The organism is Hydrogenophaga sp., from assembly GCF_011772445.1.
Lineage (GTDB): Bacteria > Pseudomonadota > Gammaproteobacteria > Burkholderiales > Burkholderiaceae_C > Hydrogenophaga.
The window spans coordinates 38,328-53,775 of sequence record NZ_WVZN01000042.1; the positions used below are offsets into that span (position 1 = coordinate 38,328).

Genomic DNA, 15,448 nt, shown 5'->3' on the forward strand with positions numbered 1-15,448 from the left:
GGGGCCGGAAGTTAACACGGCTGCGCGGATTCTGCAGACGCCTCGTCGGGGCATCCCCAGACGGCCTGGGCCCGGGCGATCCAGGCCTCGATCGCCTCGGGATCGTGGTGTAGGCGCAGTTCGTCGAAGGCGGTCTGGGCCTCGGGGTAGCGGTGGCGCAGGTAGTTGAGCCACTGCTTGAGCCGCCCCGCGCGGTGGCGGCGCTCGACGCGCGCGCTCACCCGGGCCCAGAACAGCGGCAGCAGCGGCACCACACGCGACCAGGGCACCTCGCCCTCGCCACGAATGGCCATCGCCATGCCCGGGTCGGTGATCTGGCCGCGGCCGATCATCAGGTGCTCGCAGCCCGTGACGGCCTGGCAGCGGCGCGCGTCGTCCGCATTCCAGATCTCGCCGTTGGCGATGAGCACCGGCCGCTGCGCGGGCAGGGCCTGCGCCACCCGCGCGATGCGTTCCCAGTGCGCGGGCGGCTTGTAGCCCTGGGCCTTGGTGCGCGCGTGGATCACGAGCTCGCTGGCGCCCGCGTCGGTGATGGCCAGCGCGTTGTCTTCGGCGCGCGCGTCGTCCATGTAGCCCAGGCGCATCTTGGCCGACACCGGCACGTGCGCGGGCACCGCGCGCCGCACCGCCGCCACGATGCGCCCCACGAGTTCGGGCTCGTCGAGCAGGATGGCGCCGCCCCGGCTGTTGTTCACGGTCTTGGCCGGGCAACCGAAGTTCAGATCGATGCCCGGTGGCTTCAGCGTGGCCAGGCGCGCGGCGTTCTCGGCCAGCAGCGTGGGGTCGGATCCCAGCAACTGCGGGCGCACGGGCACACCGGCCACCGTGCACCCGCCGTTCAGCAGCTCGGGCACCACGCGGATGAAGGCGCGCTCGGGCAACAGGGTGTTGGTGATGCGGATGAACTCGCTCGTGCAGCGGTCCACGCCGCCCAGGCGCGTGAGCACGTCGCGCAGCGTGGCGTCGAGCAAGCCTTCCATGGGAGCGAGCAGCAGCATGGGCCGTATTGTCCCGTGCGACGGGCCACCGCCCGGCGGCGGGGACAATCGCGCCCATGAACACCGCCGTGGACGACCTGCACCTGGTGCACGAGGACGACGCCCTGATCGTGCTCGACAAACCCTCGGGCCTGCTGGCCGTGCCGGGCCGCGGCCCGGACAAGCAGGACTGCCTGAGCGCGCGCGCCCAGGCGCGCTGGCCCGACGCCCTCATCGTGCACCGTCTGGACATGGCCACCTCGGGCCTGGTGGTGATGGCGCGCGGCCTGGCGATGCAGCGCGCCCTGTCCATGGCCTTCGAGAAGCGCCGCGTGCACAAGCGATACACCGCCGTGGTGGCCGGTGCGCTGGCCAACCCCGATGCCGGCAACGGCTGGCAGACCATCGACCTGCCGCTGATGATCGACTGGATGAACCGCCCGCGCAGCATCGTGCACCACGAGATGGGCAAGCCCAGCCTGACCCGCTGGCGCCTGGCGGCCGATGACCAAGGCGCGCACGGGGACATCGGCACGCGCTTAGAACTGGAGCCCGTGACCGGGCGCACCCACCAGTTGCGGGTGCACCTGCAGGCCATCGGCCACCCGATCGTGGGCGATCCGCTCTACGCCAGCGAGGCGCAGCGCGCCATGGCCGGGCGCCTGCTGCTGCACGCGGGCTGGCTTGCCTTGCCGCACCCCGTCAGCGGCGACACACTCGAACTGCACAGCCCCTGCCCTTTCTGATCCCGAACGACCGACCCGAAGAGACACTCCGCATGACCACCCCCCACCTCACCATCCTCACCGGCGCCTCGCGCGGCATGGGCCAGGCCATGGCCCGGCAACTGCTGTCGCCCAACCACGTGCTGCTGTGCCTGTCGCGCCAGATCAGCGACGAGCTGCAGGCCGAGGCCGAGCGCCTGGGCGCGCCGCTCACGCAATGGTCGCAGGACCTGGCCGACACCCGCGGGGCGCGCGATCGCCTGTCGAACTGGCTCACCGGCCTGAACCCGAAGGAGATCGCCAGCGCCACGCTGATCAACAACGCGGGCGTGCTCCCGGCCATCGTGCCGCTGCCCGATTGCCCGCCCGAGCAGCTCACCAACGCGCTGCGCGTGGGGCTGGAGGCGCCCATGCACCTCACGGCCGCGTTCCTGGGCGCCACGCGCGCCTGGGTGCAGGCGGGCTGGAAAGGTCCGCGCCGCGTGCTCAACATCTCCTCCGGCCTGGGCCGCAACGCCATGGCCTCGCAGGCGCCGTACTGCGCAGCCAAGGCCGGGCTGGACCACTTCACGCGCTGCTGCGCGCTGGAAGAGCTGCACCAGCCGCATGGCGCGAAGCTGGTCTCGCTGGCCCCGGGCGTGATCGACACCGACATGCAGATCCACCTGCGCGGCAGCGAAGCCCAGGCCTTCCCCGACCGCCAGCGCTTCGTCGACCTGCGCGAAAAGGGCATGCTCAGCAGCCCCGAGGACGCGGCCACGCGCGTGCTTGCCTGGCTCGACCGCTCGGACTTCGGCCAGAACCCCGTGGCGGACGTGCGCGACGCCTGAGGCTTCACCCGCGAGGTCGCCATGCTGCAACGACGCCGCTTCCTCGCCGCCTCCGCGCTCGCTGCGGGTGGCGTTCGCGCCCAGTCCACGGACTTCTGGGCCCGCCTGCGCGAAGGAGGCCATGTGGTGCTCATGCGCCACGCCCAGACCGAGCCAGGGGTGGGCGATCCGCCCGACTTCCGCCTGGGCGAATGCGCCACGCAGCGCAACCTGAGCGCCGACGGCCGCGAACAGGCCCGACGCATCGGCGAGGCCTTCCGTCGCGAGGCCATCCGCCTCGACGAGGTGCGCAGCAGCGCCTGGTGCCGCTGCGTGGACACCGCGCAGCTGGCCTTCGGCCGGCACGTGGTGTGGGCACCCATCAACTCGTTCTTCGGTGGGACACAGGCACGCGAGACGCAGACCCGCGAGGTGCTGGCCGCCGTGCAATCGCTGCGTGCGCCCGGCAACTGGATGCTGGTCACGCACCAGGTGAACATCACGGCGCTCACCGGCGAGTACCTGGCCATGGGCGAGGTCTTCGTGACACGCCCCGAGGGCGGGCGCCTGCGCCTGCTCGCGCGCCAGACCTTCTGACACGGGTCCGCGCTACGATGCCCCGTTTCCCCTTCCCCCTCAGATCCCTGGAGTTCACATGAGTCGAGACGTCTACGTCGTGAGCGCGGTCCGCACCGCCATCGGTACCTTCGGCGGCAGCCTGAAAGACACGCCACCCACCGCGCTGGGCGCGCTGGTCGTGCGCGAATCGCTCGCGCGCGCCCACGTGGACGGCGCCGACGTGGGCCATGTGGTGTTCGGCCACGTGGTCAACACCGAACCGCGCGACATGTACCTCTCGCGCGTGGCCGCGCTTGACGGCGGCTGCGCGCAAGGCACGCCGGCCTTCAACGTGAACCGCCTCTGCGGCTCGGGCCTGCAGGCCATCGTCTCGGCCGCGCAGGGCATCCTGCTCGGCGACACCGAGATCGCCATCGGCGCGGGCGCCGAGAACATGAGCCGCGCGCCCTACGCCAGCCTCAACACCCGCTTCGGCGCGCGCATGGGCGACGCCACGCTGGTCGACATGATGGTCGGCGCCCTGCACGACCCCTTCCACACCATCCACATGGGCGTCACGGCCGAGAACATCGCCGCCAAATGGGGCATCAGCCGCGAGGAGCAGGACAAGCTCGCCGCCGAAAGCCACCGCCGCGCACAGCACGCGGTGGAGGCGGGCTACTTCAAGGAGCAGATCGTCCCCGTGATGCTCAAGAGCCGCAAGGGCGAGGTGGCCTTCGACACCGACGAGCACTTCCGCCCCAACGCCACGGTGGAGGACATGGCCAAGCTCAAGCCCGTGTTCGTGAAGGAGAACGGCACCGTCACCGCGGGCAACGCCTCCGGCATCAACGACGCCGCGGCGGCCGTGGTGCTGATGAGCGGCGAGGAGGTCAAGGCGCGCGGCATCAATCCCATCGCGCGACTGGTGGGCTACGCGCACGCGGGCGTGGACCCGAAGTACATGGGCATCGGCCCGGTGCCGGCCACGCAGGCCGTGCTCAAGAAGACCGGCCTGAGCCTGAACGACATCGACGTCATTGAGGCCAACGAGGCCTTCGCGGCCCAGGCCTGCGCCGTCATCCGCGACCTGGGGCTTGACCCGGCCAAGGTCAACCCCAATGGCTCGGGCATCTCGCTGGGCCACCCCATCGGCGCCACCGGCGCGCTGATCACGGTAAAGGCCATTCACGAGCTCGACCGCTGCCAGGGCCGCTTCGCGCTGGTCACCATGTGCATCGGTGGTGGCCAGGGCATCGCCGCCATCTTCGAGCGTTCCTGACCCCGCACCGGAGGCCCGCATGCACGGACTGCCGACCGCCGAGCCGGCGGACCTGGGGCTGAGCCCCGAACGCACGCAGCGCATCGTCCAGGCCCTGCAGAGCGACGTGGACAGCGGCCGCCTGCCCGGCGCCTCGGTGCTGATCGCGCGGCACGGCCGCGTGGTGCTCGACGCCGCCGTCGGCCGCCTCGACCCGTCGCGCGACGCGCCCATGGGCACGGATGCGATCTTCCGCATCTACTCCATGACCAAGCCCATCGTCTCGGTGGCGGCCATGATGCTGGTGGAGCAAGGGCGGCTGCAACTGAGCGATCCGGTGGGCCGGTACATCCCCGCCTTCATGAGCCAGCGCGTGGCCGTGCCCGGCCCGCACGGCGTGGCGCTGGTGCCCGCCGCGCGGCCCGCCACCGTGCAAGACCTTCTGCGCCACACCGCCGGCCTGACCTACGAGTTCACCGGCAACGGCCACGTGAACGCGCTCTACTCGCAAGCCGGCCTGGGCAGCCGCGACCAGACCAATGCCCAACTCTGCGAGCGCCTGGCCGCGCTGCCGCTGGCGCACCAGCCCGGCACGGCCTGGGCCTACAGCCGCGCCACCGACGTGCTGGGCCGCGTGATCGAAGTCATCACCGGCCAGCCCCTGGCCGAGCACCTGCGCGAGGCCGTCCTGCAGCCGCTGGGCCTGCACGAGACGGGCTTTCATGTGCCGCCCGCGCAGCACCACCGCATCGCCGAGGCCTTCGAACACGACCCCGATGGCGGCGTGCAGATGCCCATGCACGACCCGCGCGAGGTGCCGAAGCTGGAGATGGGTGGCGGCGGCCTCATGTCCACCGCCCACGACTACGCGCGCTTCCTGCAGTGCCTGCTCAATGGCGGCGAGCTGGACGGCCAGCGCCTGCTCTCACCGCACACCCTGGCCTTCATGACGGCCGACCACCTCGGCGCCAGCGTGCCCCACGCCGACAACCCGCTGCTGCCGCCGGGCCACGGCTTCGGCCTGGGCTTCGCGGTGCGCACCGCGCTGGGCGAGGCCAGCGTCCCGGGCTCTCTGGGCACCTACCACTGGAGCGGCATCGGCGGCACGCACTTCTTCGTCGACCCGTCGCTGGGGCTGTTCGCCCTCTTCATGGCGCAGGCGCCGAACCAACGCATCCACTACCGGGGGGTGATGCGGGGGCTGGTGTACGGGGCGGTGGTGGCCTGATCTGGCAGAGAAGGCCGGCTCTCAACCCTTCCCCGGCAAGGCCTTCAGGTACAGGTGCAGCGCCCGCAGGTCCGTCTCGCTCATCTCCCGCAGCGACTCGAAGGGCATGACCTGCACCGCCGTTCCGTCCGGCCGCTTGCCGCTGCGGAACATGCCGATCAGCGCATCGGCATCGGCGTAGCGCCCCATGACGCTGCCCTCGCCCGGCGCCAGCCGCGAGGCCGGCGGCCAGTCGGGCGGGCCGCCGGGAATCTTGCCGCCCACCAGGCCCTCGCGGTGGCAGCCGATGCACATGTTCGCCACGTACTGGCCATGCGCCAGCGTCACGCCCTCGGGCACCGGCTGCTGCGGCGGCAGCGTGTGGTCGATGCGCGAAGCCGCATCAGGTACCACACCAAAGCCATAGAGCGCGCGCACCGGCAGCGGCAGTTTCACCACCGCGCCCGAGCCTGTCTGCGGCGGCAGTGAGCGGATGTGGGCCACGAGCGCAGCCAGGTCGTCGTCCGTGAAGCGGTTGTAGTCCTCGCTCGGCATCACCATCAGCGCACGGCCCTTGGGGTCCACGCCATGGCGGATGGCGCGCACCCAGTCCACCGGCTGGTAGGCGCTCACCACACCGCCGGGGCCGGTGGTGATGTTGGGGCCGGCGATGGTGAGTGCCCCGTCGTCCACGAAGGTGCGGCCGGCGCCGTTGGCACCGTGGCAGTCCACGCAGCCGCGGGACGCGTAGAGGTAGCGCCCGCGTTCCAGCGCGGCTGCGTCGCTCTTGTAGGGCACGGCCTGCACGGCCACGTCCACGCGGCGTTGCTGTTTGCGTTCGGCCAGCAGGATGCCGGTGGCCAGGGCGGCGGCGGCCAGGAGCACCAGGCTGCCCAGTCCAATGCCGAGCACGCGCAGCCAGCGCGTGCGGTTCTTGTTCGTCATTTACCCCTCCTCGTTGAGTGGAGCGATTGCACGACAGCGGGCCCAGGCGCGTCAACGCTCCGGTGGAGGAATAGCGCGTCGGTTTCGCCGGGTTAAGGGATTTTTCAGATGCGGTGACCCATGCGCGTCGCGCCGGCCAGCGGTGTCGGGCCTGGCCGGGTGGCATACATACGGTATGGGCAGAAGCGCGGGCGCGCGCTATGGTCCGGGCCTTGGCTGTCACGCTGCTGCGCCCACAACATGTCCCTCGCCCACCTGCTCGCCCGCCAGGCCCGCACCTCGCCCGACACCCTCGCCCTTTTCAACGGCACCGAGCCCTGGGCCACGCACGCGCAGTGGGCGCAGCGCAGCGCGGCGCTGGCGCAGCGGCTGAGCGCGGCCGGGCTGCAACCCGGCGATCGCGTGGTGCTCTTCATGCGCAACCACCCCCGCTACCTGGAGCTGCTGTGGGGCGCGTGGTGGGCCGGGCTGGCGGTGGTGCCGGTCAATGCCAAGCTGCACCCGGCCGAAGTGGAATGGATCATCGACAACGCGCAGGCGCGCTGGGCCTTCGTGACGAGCGACGTGGCGCCGCGGGCCCTGGCCGGGCTGGACCGGCAGATCGACATCGAATCGCCCGAGGCCGACGCACTGCTCGCGCCGCTGCCAGCGGGCGCCTTGCCCGATCCGCACGACAGCGCGCCGGGCGACATGGCCTGGCTGTTCTACACCAGCGGCACCACCGGCCGGCCCAAGGGCGTGATGCTCACGCACCGCAACCTCATGACCATGGGCCTGTGCTACTTCGTCGACGTGGACCCGGTGGACCGCGGCGACGCCATCGTCTACGCCGCGCCCTTGTCGCACGGCTGCGGGCTGTACGCCATCCCGCACCTGATGGCCGGCGCGCGCCACGTGGTACCGGCCTCGGGCGGGGTGGAGCCGGCCGAGCTGTTCGCGCTCGGCCAGGCGCTGGGGCCCTTGTCCACCTTCGCGGCACCCACCATCGTGAAACGGCTGGTGGACCACGCCGAGGCCCACGGCCTGGGACCGGCCGACGCGGCGCGCGCGTTCAAGACCATCGTCTACGGGGGTGCGCCCATGTACCTGGCCGACATCCGGCGCGCGCTGCGCGTGATGGGTCCGCGCTTCGTTCAGATCTACGGCCAGGGCGAAACGCCCATGGTGGGCACCGCGCTCTCGAGACGGCACATCGCCGACGCCGCGCACCCGGACCACGCGGCGCGCCTGGCCTCGGTGGGCGTGCGCGAAGGCTGGCTCTGGACCGGCGACCTGGGCTCGATGGACGCGCACGGCTTCCTCACGCTCAAGGACCGCAGCAAAGACCTGATCATCAGCGGCGGCTCCAACATCTACCCGCGCGAGGTGGAAGAGGTCTTGCTCACCGCGCCCGGCGTGGCCGAGGTGGCGGTGGTGGGCGCGCCCGACCCCGAGTGGGGCGAGGTCGTGGTGGCGTTCGTGGTCGCGGCACCGGGCCAGGCAGGCGATGCCGCCGCACTCGACGCCCACTGCCTCGCGCGCATCGCGCGCTTCAAGCGGCCCAAGCGCTACGTCTTCGTGGACGCCCTGCCCAAGAACAACTACGGCAAGGTGCTCAAGACCGAGCTGCGCCAACGCGCCGCTCAGTCGGAGAACCCCGCGTGACGGCAGGCCGCAAGGTGAACCACCACGCCCAGACGACCAGGATCAGTTGCAGCGGCGCGCGCACCAGCAGATAGATGGGCCCCCACGCATGGCCACCCATCGGCACCTGGTGCAGGGCCGCATGGATGTTGGCCGGGAAGAACAGAATCAGCACCGCCACGGCGCTCAGGCCAGCCAGCTGGCGCAACCGGGGGATGAAGAAGCCGATGGCAATGGCGATTTCCAGCACCCCGGTCAGGTAGACCAGCGGCGCTCTGCCCGGCACCCAGGCCGGCAGCATCTGCGCCATCGGTTCGGTCTGGATGAAATGCCCGCTGGCCGTGAACAGGAAGACCAGGCCCAGCCCGACGGCCGCAGCGGCCTTCGGGTCGGGCCCGCGCCGGCCGCTGGACGCGAGCAGCCGCGCGAAGAGGTACGGCGCGGTCAACAAGAGGAGCAAGACGATGGGTGTGATCACGGGGCGTTTCCTGCATGAATTCGGTGGTGCGCACCTTAGGCAGGTCAGGCCGTGAAGACGACGCCCTTGCGACGAATCGCCACCCGATGGGCGCCACTTGCCTGGGAGCGGCGCGAAACGCCAACGCCCTGCGCACAGGCGGCCGCCGAGAAGCCGCCGGCGTCGGCCACGCGCAGGAAGGTGATCAGGTCGTCGAGCTTGTCCATGGGCTCCCCCGGCAGGCGCCCTGGCTCAGTTGCCTTTGGCGGCAGTCGCCGGCGGGCGCCAGCCGAAGAACATGGGGTAGACCTTCTCCACCACCGGGCCGTCGAAATCCCAGGACACGCACTGGCCCAGGTGCGGCGGCGGGCGGCCGTCGTCGCGCGGCGAGAAGGCGCCGGCGCGGGTCTGCATGGCGGCCGTGGCCAGGTTGTAGAGCAGCTCACGCAGGTGGGTGCACCCGGCGGTGTTGCCCAGGTGGCGCTGGATGGTGTGGCGCCAGCCCTTGCCCAGCACCTCGCCCACCATGCGCTGCATGTTGGGCAGGATGCCCGGGCAGGGCTCGTGCGGGAAGGCATCCATGGCGACGGCGATGTCGCGGATCACCATGGCCTCGTCGTAGGTCACGCGGATCCACATGTGGTGAATGGGCTCGTGGGCGGCCCAGCGGCCCTCGCCGCGGATGTCGACGTCGAAGGGCTTGCTGTCGTGCAGCTCGCCCTCGATCTCCCACAGGCCATCGTCGCGGCGAAATCCCTGGTAGTTGACGCGGCGGGTGTGCATGGGCTGGCGCGCAGCGGGGGTGGGCAGTGGCACGTGGGGCTCCGGGGCTTCGGGAAAACCCGCGATTGTCGGATCAATCACCGCCAGGCGCTGGCACACTGGTGTCTTGCCTCCCAGGAGCGCGCCATGGCCCACGACCACGACCACGACCACGATCACCAGCACGACGAGCACGACCACGACCACCCCCACAGCGACGCGCCCTGGAAGCACAACGGCGTGCGCGTGATCCCGGGCAACCAGCTTGACGGCAACGTGCCCTCCACGCCGGGCATGGACCGCAAGGCCGCGATCAACTTCGCGCGCGTGGGCGCTCAGAAGCTGTGGGCCGGCACCGTCACCATCCACGCCAACGCCAAGACCGGTGCCCACCACCACGGGCACCTGGAAAGCGTCATCTACGTCGTCAAGGGCCGTGCGCGCATGCGCTGGGGAGACCAGCTGGAGTTCACCGCCGAGGCTGGCCCGGGCGATTTCATCTACGTGCCGCCCTACGTGCCGCACCAGGAGATCAACGCCAGCCCGACCGAGGTGCTGGAGTGCGTGCTGTGCCGCAGCGACGGCCAGGCGGTGGCGGTCAACCTGGACATCGAGCCGGTGGAAAAACCCGAGACGGTGCTGTGGGTGGACCCCACGCACCCCACCGGCGGCGTCTGACCGCGTGCCCGATCTGCGCAGCCTCACGTCCGTGGTGCCCGCCACGGGCCGGCTCGACACCCTTCTGCTGCGCCCGGCCCGGCGGCTGGACGCCGTGGCCGTGAGCGAGGCCGAGGCCGTGCACGGGCGGGGCCTGGCCGGCGACCACAGTGCCGCGCGCCACGGCGGCCTGCGGCAAGTGACCCTGATCCAGGCCGAGCACCTGCCCGTCATCGCCGCGCTCACCGGACGCGAGCTCCAGGCGGCCTGGCTGCGCCGCAACCTCGTCGTCTCGGGCGTGAACCTGCTGGCCGCGCGCAGCCTGTTCGAGGACGTGGTGATGCACATCCGCATCGGCGAGACCGTGGTGCTGGAGGCCACGGGCGACTGCGCACCCTGCTCGCGCATGGAGTATGTGCTGGGCCCCGGCGGCTACAACGCCATGCGGGGGCACGGCGGGCTGACGGCGCGGGTGCTGGTGGGCGGCGTGCTGCGTCCGGGGGATGCGGTGCGGATCGTGCGCGCCGCTGTTGTGCACACAAAAGGCACACACAGATAAAATTCGCCGGTGAAGCCGTTTCGCTGGAATCCGGACAAGAACCACGCGCTGCAGACCAGCCGCGGTGTGTCGTTCGAAGCCATCGTGGTGGCCATCGAAAACGGCGGTCTGCTGGACATCATGATTCACCCCAATGCCCGGCGGTACCCGAATCAGAAGATTTTTCTCGTGGCGCTGGATGGTTACGTTCATCTCGTGCCCTTCGTCGAAGCTGCTGACCACACCTTCCTGAAGACCATCATCCCCAGCCGCAAAGCCACGCGAGACCACTTGCCCACCGGAGGCCACGATGCCCAAGCTTGACGCCTACGAATCGGACGTTCTGGCGGCCTTCGAGAAGGGTCGACTCCAGTCGGTCGCCACCAAGGCGGAACTCGCCAAGGCGCGTGCCGCCGCGCGGGCCACCGCCATCAAGGACCGCAGGGTCAACATCCGCCTGACGTCGGGCGATCTGCAGGACATCCAGACCCGGGCGCTGGAAGAAGGCATGCCTTATCAGACGCTCATCGCGAGCGTGCTCCACAAGTACGCCACAGGCCGGCTGGTCGAGGCCGGAACGCAAGAGCCGGCCCCCGAGGGTTACGGTACGCGCCGACGCCGCAAGGCCTGAACCTCAATCCCCCTGAAAGCCCCCCGCCCGCAGCGTCACCACCAGGGTGTCGCGCCAGCCGTGGCCATCGGCCGGGTCGGGCTGGATGGGCGTGCTTTCGTGGATCACGCGCTCGTCGTCGAGCAGCAGCAGCGACCACGGATCGCGCAGCGTGAAGCGCTGGCCGCTGGGGCCGTTGGCCTCGAACACGCGGCTTTCACCCCCCTTGATGGCGTGGCGCCGCACCAGAAACACCGCCACCAGGTCCACGCCGTCGCGGTGGGCGCCCTCGGGCGTGGGACGGCCGATGCCGTCGGTGGTGTCGATGCGGAACGGGTGCGCCTCGACCGCCCAGGCTTGTTCGCCGCGCAAGGCGCTGGCCGCCGCACCCAGGCGCTGCAGCAGGCGAATCCAGGCCGGGGCCTGGGCCATGGCGGCCTCCATGGGTTCGAACCAGCGCTGCATGCCGCCGTGCAGGGCGTTGTATTCCACCGGCTGCCAGTGCGCGCGGTGCGGCACCTGCTCCACCCGCTCGCCGTCCACCACAAAGCAACTGTGTCGGCGCAGGCGGTAGCGGCCGCCGTCCTTCAGGTAGGCGTCTGGCGCCAGGCGGTCCCAGTGCGGCTCCAGGGCACGCAAGTCGTCCAGCGGCACACCGATCCAAGCGGCGGTGTCCTCGCCGCTGAGCAGGCCTGCGCCGCGCTCGCGCAGCGCGGTGTCGATGGCGTTGGGGGACAGGTAAGGGGGCGAAAACTCGGCGGCGCTCATTCCCACGAGTGTAGGGGCGCGCCTCGGGGAAAGCCCGCATCGGGGAATGCCGGCGTGAGTGGCCCAATGGCGCCATGAACGCCGCCGCCAACCCTGGGCCCCCCGAAGCGCCGCCGTCGAGCCAGGCCACCCGCGAGCCCTCGGCGCTGGAGCTGCCGATCGCCGACCTGCGCCCGGGCGACCCGCTGCGCTGGCTGCGGGCCGGTTGGGCCGACTTCCTGCGTTGCCCGGGCATCGGCCTGTTCTACGGGGCCTGCTTCTGCGCCATGGGGCATGCGCTGCTGGGCGTCTTCCGGGCGGCGCCAGCCTATGTGCTCGCGCTCTCGGCGGGCTTTCTGCTGATGGGCCCCTTCCTGTGCCTGGGCCTTTACGACGCCAGCCGGGCGCTGCAGCGCGGTGAGACGCCGTCGCTGGGGCGCTCGCTGCGTGCCTGGCTGCCCACCAAAGGCAGCATGGCCCTGTTCGCGGGCGTGCTGCTGGTGCAGGAAATGCTGTGGGGGCGCGCTTCGCTGGTGGTCTTCGCCGTCAGCTTCACGACCCTGCCGGACACGCAGCACCTGCTCGCCCAGATGCTGCGCGGCCAGCACCTGGAGTTCCTGATCACCTGGACGCTGGTGGGCGGCGTGTTCGCCGGTCTGATCTTCGTGACCAGCGTGGTGAGCATTCCCATGATCCTGGACCGCGGCGCCGACGCGATCTCGGCGGGCCTCACGAGCATTCGCGCCTGCCTGCAGAACCCGGGCGTGATGCTGTGGTGGGGCGTGTTGGTCAGCGCGCTGGTGGCGTTGTCGATGCTGCCGTGGTTCCTGGGCCTGCTGGTGAGCGGCCCGGTCATCGGGCACGCCAGTTGGCATGCCTACCGCGCCACGGTGGCGCCGGGCGGGCCAGCCGAGGCGGCGTAGTCAGGCGCCGCGCTGGGAGCGGCGGCGGTCCCGCCGCCCCGCCGCCGAGCCCAGCAGGGCCGGTTCGACCAGACCGTCGAACAAGGGCTGCAGCTTCATGATGCTGTTCATGGCCGCCCGCTCGTCGAGGTCGCGGCACAGCCAGTGCAGCAGGTCGGGCCGCATGAACCACAGCGCACGGGCCGATTCGGCCACCAGCAGCCGGTGGCGCAGTTGCTCCGCCTCGAAGCCGCCGGCTTCACCGACCAGGGCCAGCATGGCCTTGCGCACGCGCGCCAATCGGTAGGGATCGTCGTCGTGGCGGTTCTCGCCCTGCAGCCGCTGGGCAACGGTGTCGAAGAGGGTCGAGAGGAACTGCTTCATGCCTGGGTGGGCGCAACTCTTGTAGGGGCTTGTCGGAACATCCGCTGACGACGGGCGCCATTCCAGCACAAAACGCCCGTTTTGTAACGACCTTCGTGAACCTTCATGGCGCGGCGCCCGCGGGCGCACCCTCGCGCCACAGCCGAAGGGCCAGCCACCACGACAGCAAGGTGTTGGTCAGGGCCAGCAGGCCCAGGGCCAGACGCACGCCCGCCGGGGGCTCATGGATCTGGATGAACAGCACCAGGGCGCTGGAGAGCGCCTGAAAGCCGAGCACGAGCCAGAACAGGCCCTTGCGCGGCTGCCAAAGGCGGTGAACGGCGGCGGCAAGCGAAGGCATTCGCTCATTGTGCCCGGGCGGTTTCGGCCCCTTGCGCCTCCTTGGCGCGTTCGGCCTCCCGCTCCTGCAGCCAGCGCCACATCACCTTGCCGCTGCCACTCTTGGGCAGGGCGTCGACGAACTCCACCTCGCGCGGGCACTTGTAGGCCGCCATGTGCTCGCGGCACCAGGCCAGGATATCGGCCTCGCTGAGGCGGCCCTTCGCTTCGGCGCGCAGCACCACCACGGCCTTCACGCTTTCTCCGCGGTAGGCGTCGCGCGTGGCGATCACGCAGGCCTCGGCGATGCCGGGGTGCTTGAACATCAGCGCCTCCACCTCCGCCGGCCAGACCTTGAAGCCGCTGGCGTTGATCATGCGCTTGAGGCGGTCGGTGATGAAGAAGTAGCCGTCCCCGTCCACGCGCCCCAGGTCGCCCGAGCGGAAAAAGCGCTTGCCGTCGATCTCGATGAAGGCCGCGGCCGTGGCCTCGGGGCGTTTCCAGTACCCGTCGAACACCATGGGGCCGTGGATCACGATCTCGCCCGTCTCGCCCTGTGGCAGCTCGCGCAGTGTGTCGGGGTCGACCACGCGCGCGTCCGTGCTCATGAAGGGAATGCCCAGGCACTGCTGCTTGGGGTCGTCGGGCGGGTTGCTGTGCGAGGGCGCGGCCGTTTCGGTGAGGCCGTAGCCCTCGACGAAGCGCAGGCCGAACAGATCGAGCAGGCGCTGCGCCACAGCCTGCGGCATGGCCGCGCCGCCACCACCGATGTAGACCAGGCTGGACAGGTCGTACTGGTCGAAGCCGGGACTGGCCAGCAGGTCGATCACCATGGTGGGGATGTTGGTCCAGTGCGTGACGCGCCAACGCGAGATCAGGCGCCCGGCGAGTTCGCGGTCCCAGCGCGGCATCAGCACCAGGGTGGAGCCGGCGTAGATGGCCGTGTGCATGCCCGCGACCATGCCGGTGATGTGGAACAGCGGCACCACCAGCAGTGCCACCGTCTCGGGCGAGCTGTCCCCCCACAGGCTGCCCGCCACCGCGTTGTGCATCAGCGTGCGGTGCGGGTGCATGCAGCCCTTGGGCAGGCCGGTGGTGCCGCTGGTGTAGGGCAGCACGGCCAGGTCGTCGGGGCCGCGGTTGTGCTCGGGCAATGGCGCGGTGCTGGCCAGGGCCTCGGTCCAGCTGGCCACGCCACCACCCGGCAAGACAGGCCGATCGTGTCGCGCGCCCAGCCAGCCCTGCCAGGCCGGGGGCATGCCCGTCACATCGTCCATCGGGCCGATGGCGTCCGCGTAGTGCGTCACCACCAGGTGGCGCAGGCGCTGCGCCTCGGGCAACTCCGCGTTCGCTTTCAGCAACTCGCCAGCGAGATCGGCCGCGCACACGGCCACGCGCGCATCCGGGTCGGTGATGTAGTGCCCGAGCTCATCGGCCTTGTTCATGGGGTTGACCGGCACCACCACCGCATTGGCGCGCAGCACCGCGTAGCAGGCGACGATCCACTGCGGGCAGTTCTGCAGGAACAGGATCACACGGTCGCCATCGCGCACACCTTGCGCCCGCAGGTGTGCGGCCAGGCGCTCGGCCTGCCCGTGCAGCGCGGCGTACGTGGTGACGCGGTCGAAAAAAACCAGTGCGGCCTTGTCCGGGTAGCGCCGGGCGCTCACCGACAGGTTCTCCCACAGCGAGGTCTGCGGCGGGCGAAGCGCGTGCGGCAATCGCCGGGGCCAGAAGCTGTGGTGCGCGCGCACCGGCGGCTCCAGGTGGCTCATGTCGGTGGGTCTCCTTTGGGGTTCTTGTATGGCACGAATACTGCGTCTGGCGCCTGGGCCTAATTGATCGGATTGTTCAATAAAGCTTTTGCATAAGCCTCCCACGTAAACCCCGATCCCTGGCCCAAAAGGCCAGGACTACATTGCCCCGCTTGCGGGCGTCGCACCGAACAGGTGCCCGCGCGTACGTGCC

Annotated in this window: 20 protein-coding genes; 11 read left to right on the plus strand and 9 right to left on the minus strand. The window is 70.6% G+C overall.

From position 1 onward, the window contains the following. Positions 1-11: 11 nt before the first annotated feature. Positions 12-998: a tRNA-dihydrouridine synthase gene (locus tag GTO19_RS16590; RefSeq protein ID WP_291018784.1), complete on the minus strand. Its 987-nt coding sequence runs from the start codon at positions 996-998 to the stop codon at positions 12-14. 56 nt (positions 999-1,054) lie between these two features. Between GTO19_RS16590 and GTO19_RS16595 the strand changes: the two genes are divergently transcribed. The 5 genes from GTO19_RS16595 to GTO19_RS16615 are packed head-to-tail and all read left to right on the plus strand — an operon-like array spanning position 1,055 to position 5,558. Continuing rightward, positions 1,055-1,723, plus strand: coding sequence for an RluA family pseudouridine synthase (locus GTO19_RS16595; protein ID WP_291018786.1), 669 nt, complete (start codon positions 1,055-1,057; stop codon positions 1,721-1,723). Positions 1,724-1,755: 32 nt separating this feature from the next. Next, positions 1,756-2,532: an SDR family NAD(P)-dependent oxidoreductase gene (locus GTO19_RS16600; protein ID WP_291018787.1), complete on the plus strand. Its 777-nt coding sequence runs from the start codon at positions 1,756-1,758 to the stop codon at positions 2,530-2,532. A 21-nt stretch (positions 2,533-2,553) separates the two neighbouring features. Continuing rightward, positions 2,554-3,108 (plus strand): histidine phosphatase family protein, encoded by a 555-nt coding sequence (locus GTO19_RS16605; RefSeq protein ID WP_291018788.1) that lies wholly within the window; start codon positions 2,554-2,556, stop codon positions 3,106-3,108. Between the two features lie 58 nt (positions 3,109-3,166). Beyond that, positions 3,167-4,351, plus strand: a complete 1,185-nt coding sequence (gene bktB, locus GTO19_RS16610; RefSeq protein WP_291018789.1) for a beta-ketothiolase BktB — start codon at positions 3,167-3,169, stop codon at positions 4,349-4,351. A 19-nt stretch (positions 4,352-4,370) separates the two neighbouring features. Beyond that, a complete protein-coding gene (locus GTO19_RS16615) occupies positions 4,371-5,558 on the plus strand; it encodes a serine hydrolase (protein WP_291018790.1) in 1,188 nt (395 codons plus the stop codon). Positions 5,559-5,579: 21 nt separating this feature from the next. On the opposite strand, the gene GTO19_RS16620 is transcribed toward GTO19_RS16615, so the two are convergent. Beyond that, positions 5,580-6,482: a cytochrome c gene (locus GTO19_RS16620; protein WP_291018792.1), complete on the minus strand. Its 903-nt coding sequence runs from the start codon at positions 6,480-6,482 to the stop codon at positions 5,580-5,582. Between the two features lie 240 nt (positions 6,483-6,722). On the opposite strand from GTO19_RS16620, the gene GTO19_RS16625 reads away from it, so the two are divergent. Then, the gene (locus GTO19_RS16625) at positions 6,723-8,126 is read left to right on the plus strand and encodes a class I adenylate-forming enzyme family protein (RefSeq protein ID WP_291018793.1); all 1,404 of its coding nucleotides are present in this window, start codon (positions 6,723-6,725) and stop codon (positions 8,124-8,126) included. Here the strand turns inward: GTO19_RS16625 and GTO19_RS16630 are convergent. Genes GTO19_RS16630 through GTO19_RS16640 form a run of 3 tightly spaced genes read right to left on the minus strand, consistent with a single transcriptional unit; the run spans position 8,077 to position 9,378 of the window. Beyond that, complete coding sequence (locus tag GTO19_RS16630) at positions 8,077-8,583, minus strand: hypothetical protein (RefSeq protein ID WP_291018794.1); 507 nt, start codon at positions 8,581-8,583, stop codon at positions 8,077-8,079. The genes GTO19_RS16625 and GTO19_RS16630 overlap by 50 nt on opposite strands. 44 nt (positions 8,584-8,627) lie before the next feature. Then, complete coding sequence (locus GTO19_RS16635; protein ID WP_291018795.1) at positions 8,628-8,789, minus strand: hypothetical protein; 162 nt, start codon at positions 8,787-8,789, stop codon at positions 8,628-8,630. A 25-nt stretch (positions 8,790-8,814) separates the two neighbouring features. Beyond that, entirely contained in the window at positions 8,815-9,378 is a 564-nt protein-coding gene (locus GTO19_RS16640) for a DUF2889 domain-containing protein (RefSeq protein ID WP_291018796.1), read from the minus strand. Between the two features lie 93 nt (positions 9,379-9,471). Between GTO19_RS16640 and GTO19_RS16645 the strand changes: the two genes are divergently transcribed. The 4 genes from GTO19_RS16645 to GTO19_RS16660 are packed head-to-tail and all read left to right on the plus strand — an operon-like array spanning position 9,472 to position 11,150. Further along, positions 9,472-10,002, plus strand: coding sequence for a cupin domain-containing protein (locus GTO19_RS16645; RefSeq protein ID WP_291018797.1), 531 nt, complete (start codon positions 9,472-9,474; stop codon positions 10,000-10,002). Positions 10,003-10,006: 4 nt separating this feature from the next. Beyond that, positions 10,007-10,540, plus strand: a complete 534-nt coding sequence (locus tag GTO19_RS16650; protein ID WP_291018799.1) for an MOSC domain-containing protein — start codon at positions 10,007-10,009, stop codon at positions 10,538-10,540. 9 nt (positions 10,541-10,549) lie between these two features. After that, a complete protein-coding gene (locus tag GTO19_RS16655) occupies positions 10,550-10,843 on the plus strand; it encodes a hypothetical protein (protein WP_291018800.1) in 294 nt (97 codons plus the stop codon). Beyond that, a complete protein-coding gene (locus tag GTO19_RS16660; protein WP_291018801.1) occupies positions 10,830-11,150 on the plus strand; it encodes a hypothetical protein in 321 nt (106 codons plus the stop codon). Before GTO19_RS16655 ends, GTO19_RS16660 begins: the two co-directional genes overlap by 14 nt. A 3-nt stretch (positions 11,151-11,153) precedes the next feature. Here GTO19_RS16660 and GTO19_RS16665 read toward each other — a convergent pair whose 3' ends face one another. Continuing rightward, positions 11,154-11,897 (minus strand): 2OG-Fe dioxygenase family protein, encoded by a 744-nt coding sequence (locus GTO19_RS16665; RefSeq protein WP_291018802.1) that lies wholly within the window; start codon positions 11,895-11,897, stop codon positions 11,154-11,156. 74 nt (positions 11,898-11,971) lie between these two features. Between GTO19_RS16665 and GTO19_RS16670 the strand changes: the two genes are divergently transcribed. Next, entirely contained in the window at positions 11,972-12,799 is an 828-nt protein-coding gene (locus GTO19_RS16670; RefSeq protein ID WP_291018803.1) for a DUF2189 domain-containing protein, read from the plus strand. Here the strand turns inward: GTO19_RS16670 and GTO19_RS16675 are convergent, their stop codons facing one another. From GTO19_RS16675 to GTO19_RS16685, 3 genes are all read right to left on the minus strand, one after another. Continuing rightward, on the minus strand, positions 12,800-13,162 hold the full coding sequence (locus GTO19_RS16675) for a hypothetical protein (RefSeq protein WP_291018805.1): 363 nt from the start codon (positions 13,160-13,162) through the stop codon (positions 12,800-12,802). A gap of 103 nt (positions 13,163-13,265) precedes the next feature. Then, complete coding sequence (locus tag GTO19_RS16680; protein WP_291018807.1) at positions 13,266-13,502, minus strand: hypothetical protein; 237 nt, start codon at positions 13,500-13,502, stop codon at positions 13,266-13,268. A 4-nt stretch (positions 13,503-13,506) separates the two neighbouring features. Beyond that, complete coding sequence (locus tag GTO19_RS16685; protein WP_291018809.1) at positions 13,507-15,255, minus strand: long-chain fatty acid--CoA ligase; 1,749 nt, start codon at positions 15,253-15,255, stop codon at positions 13,507-13,509. Between the last annotated feature and the right edge of the window lie 193 nt (positions 15,256-15,448).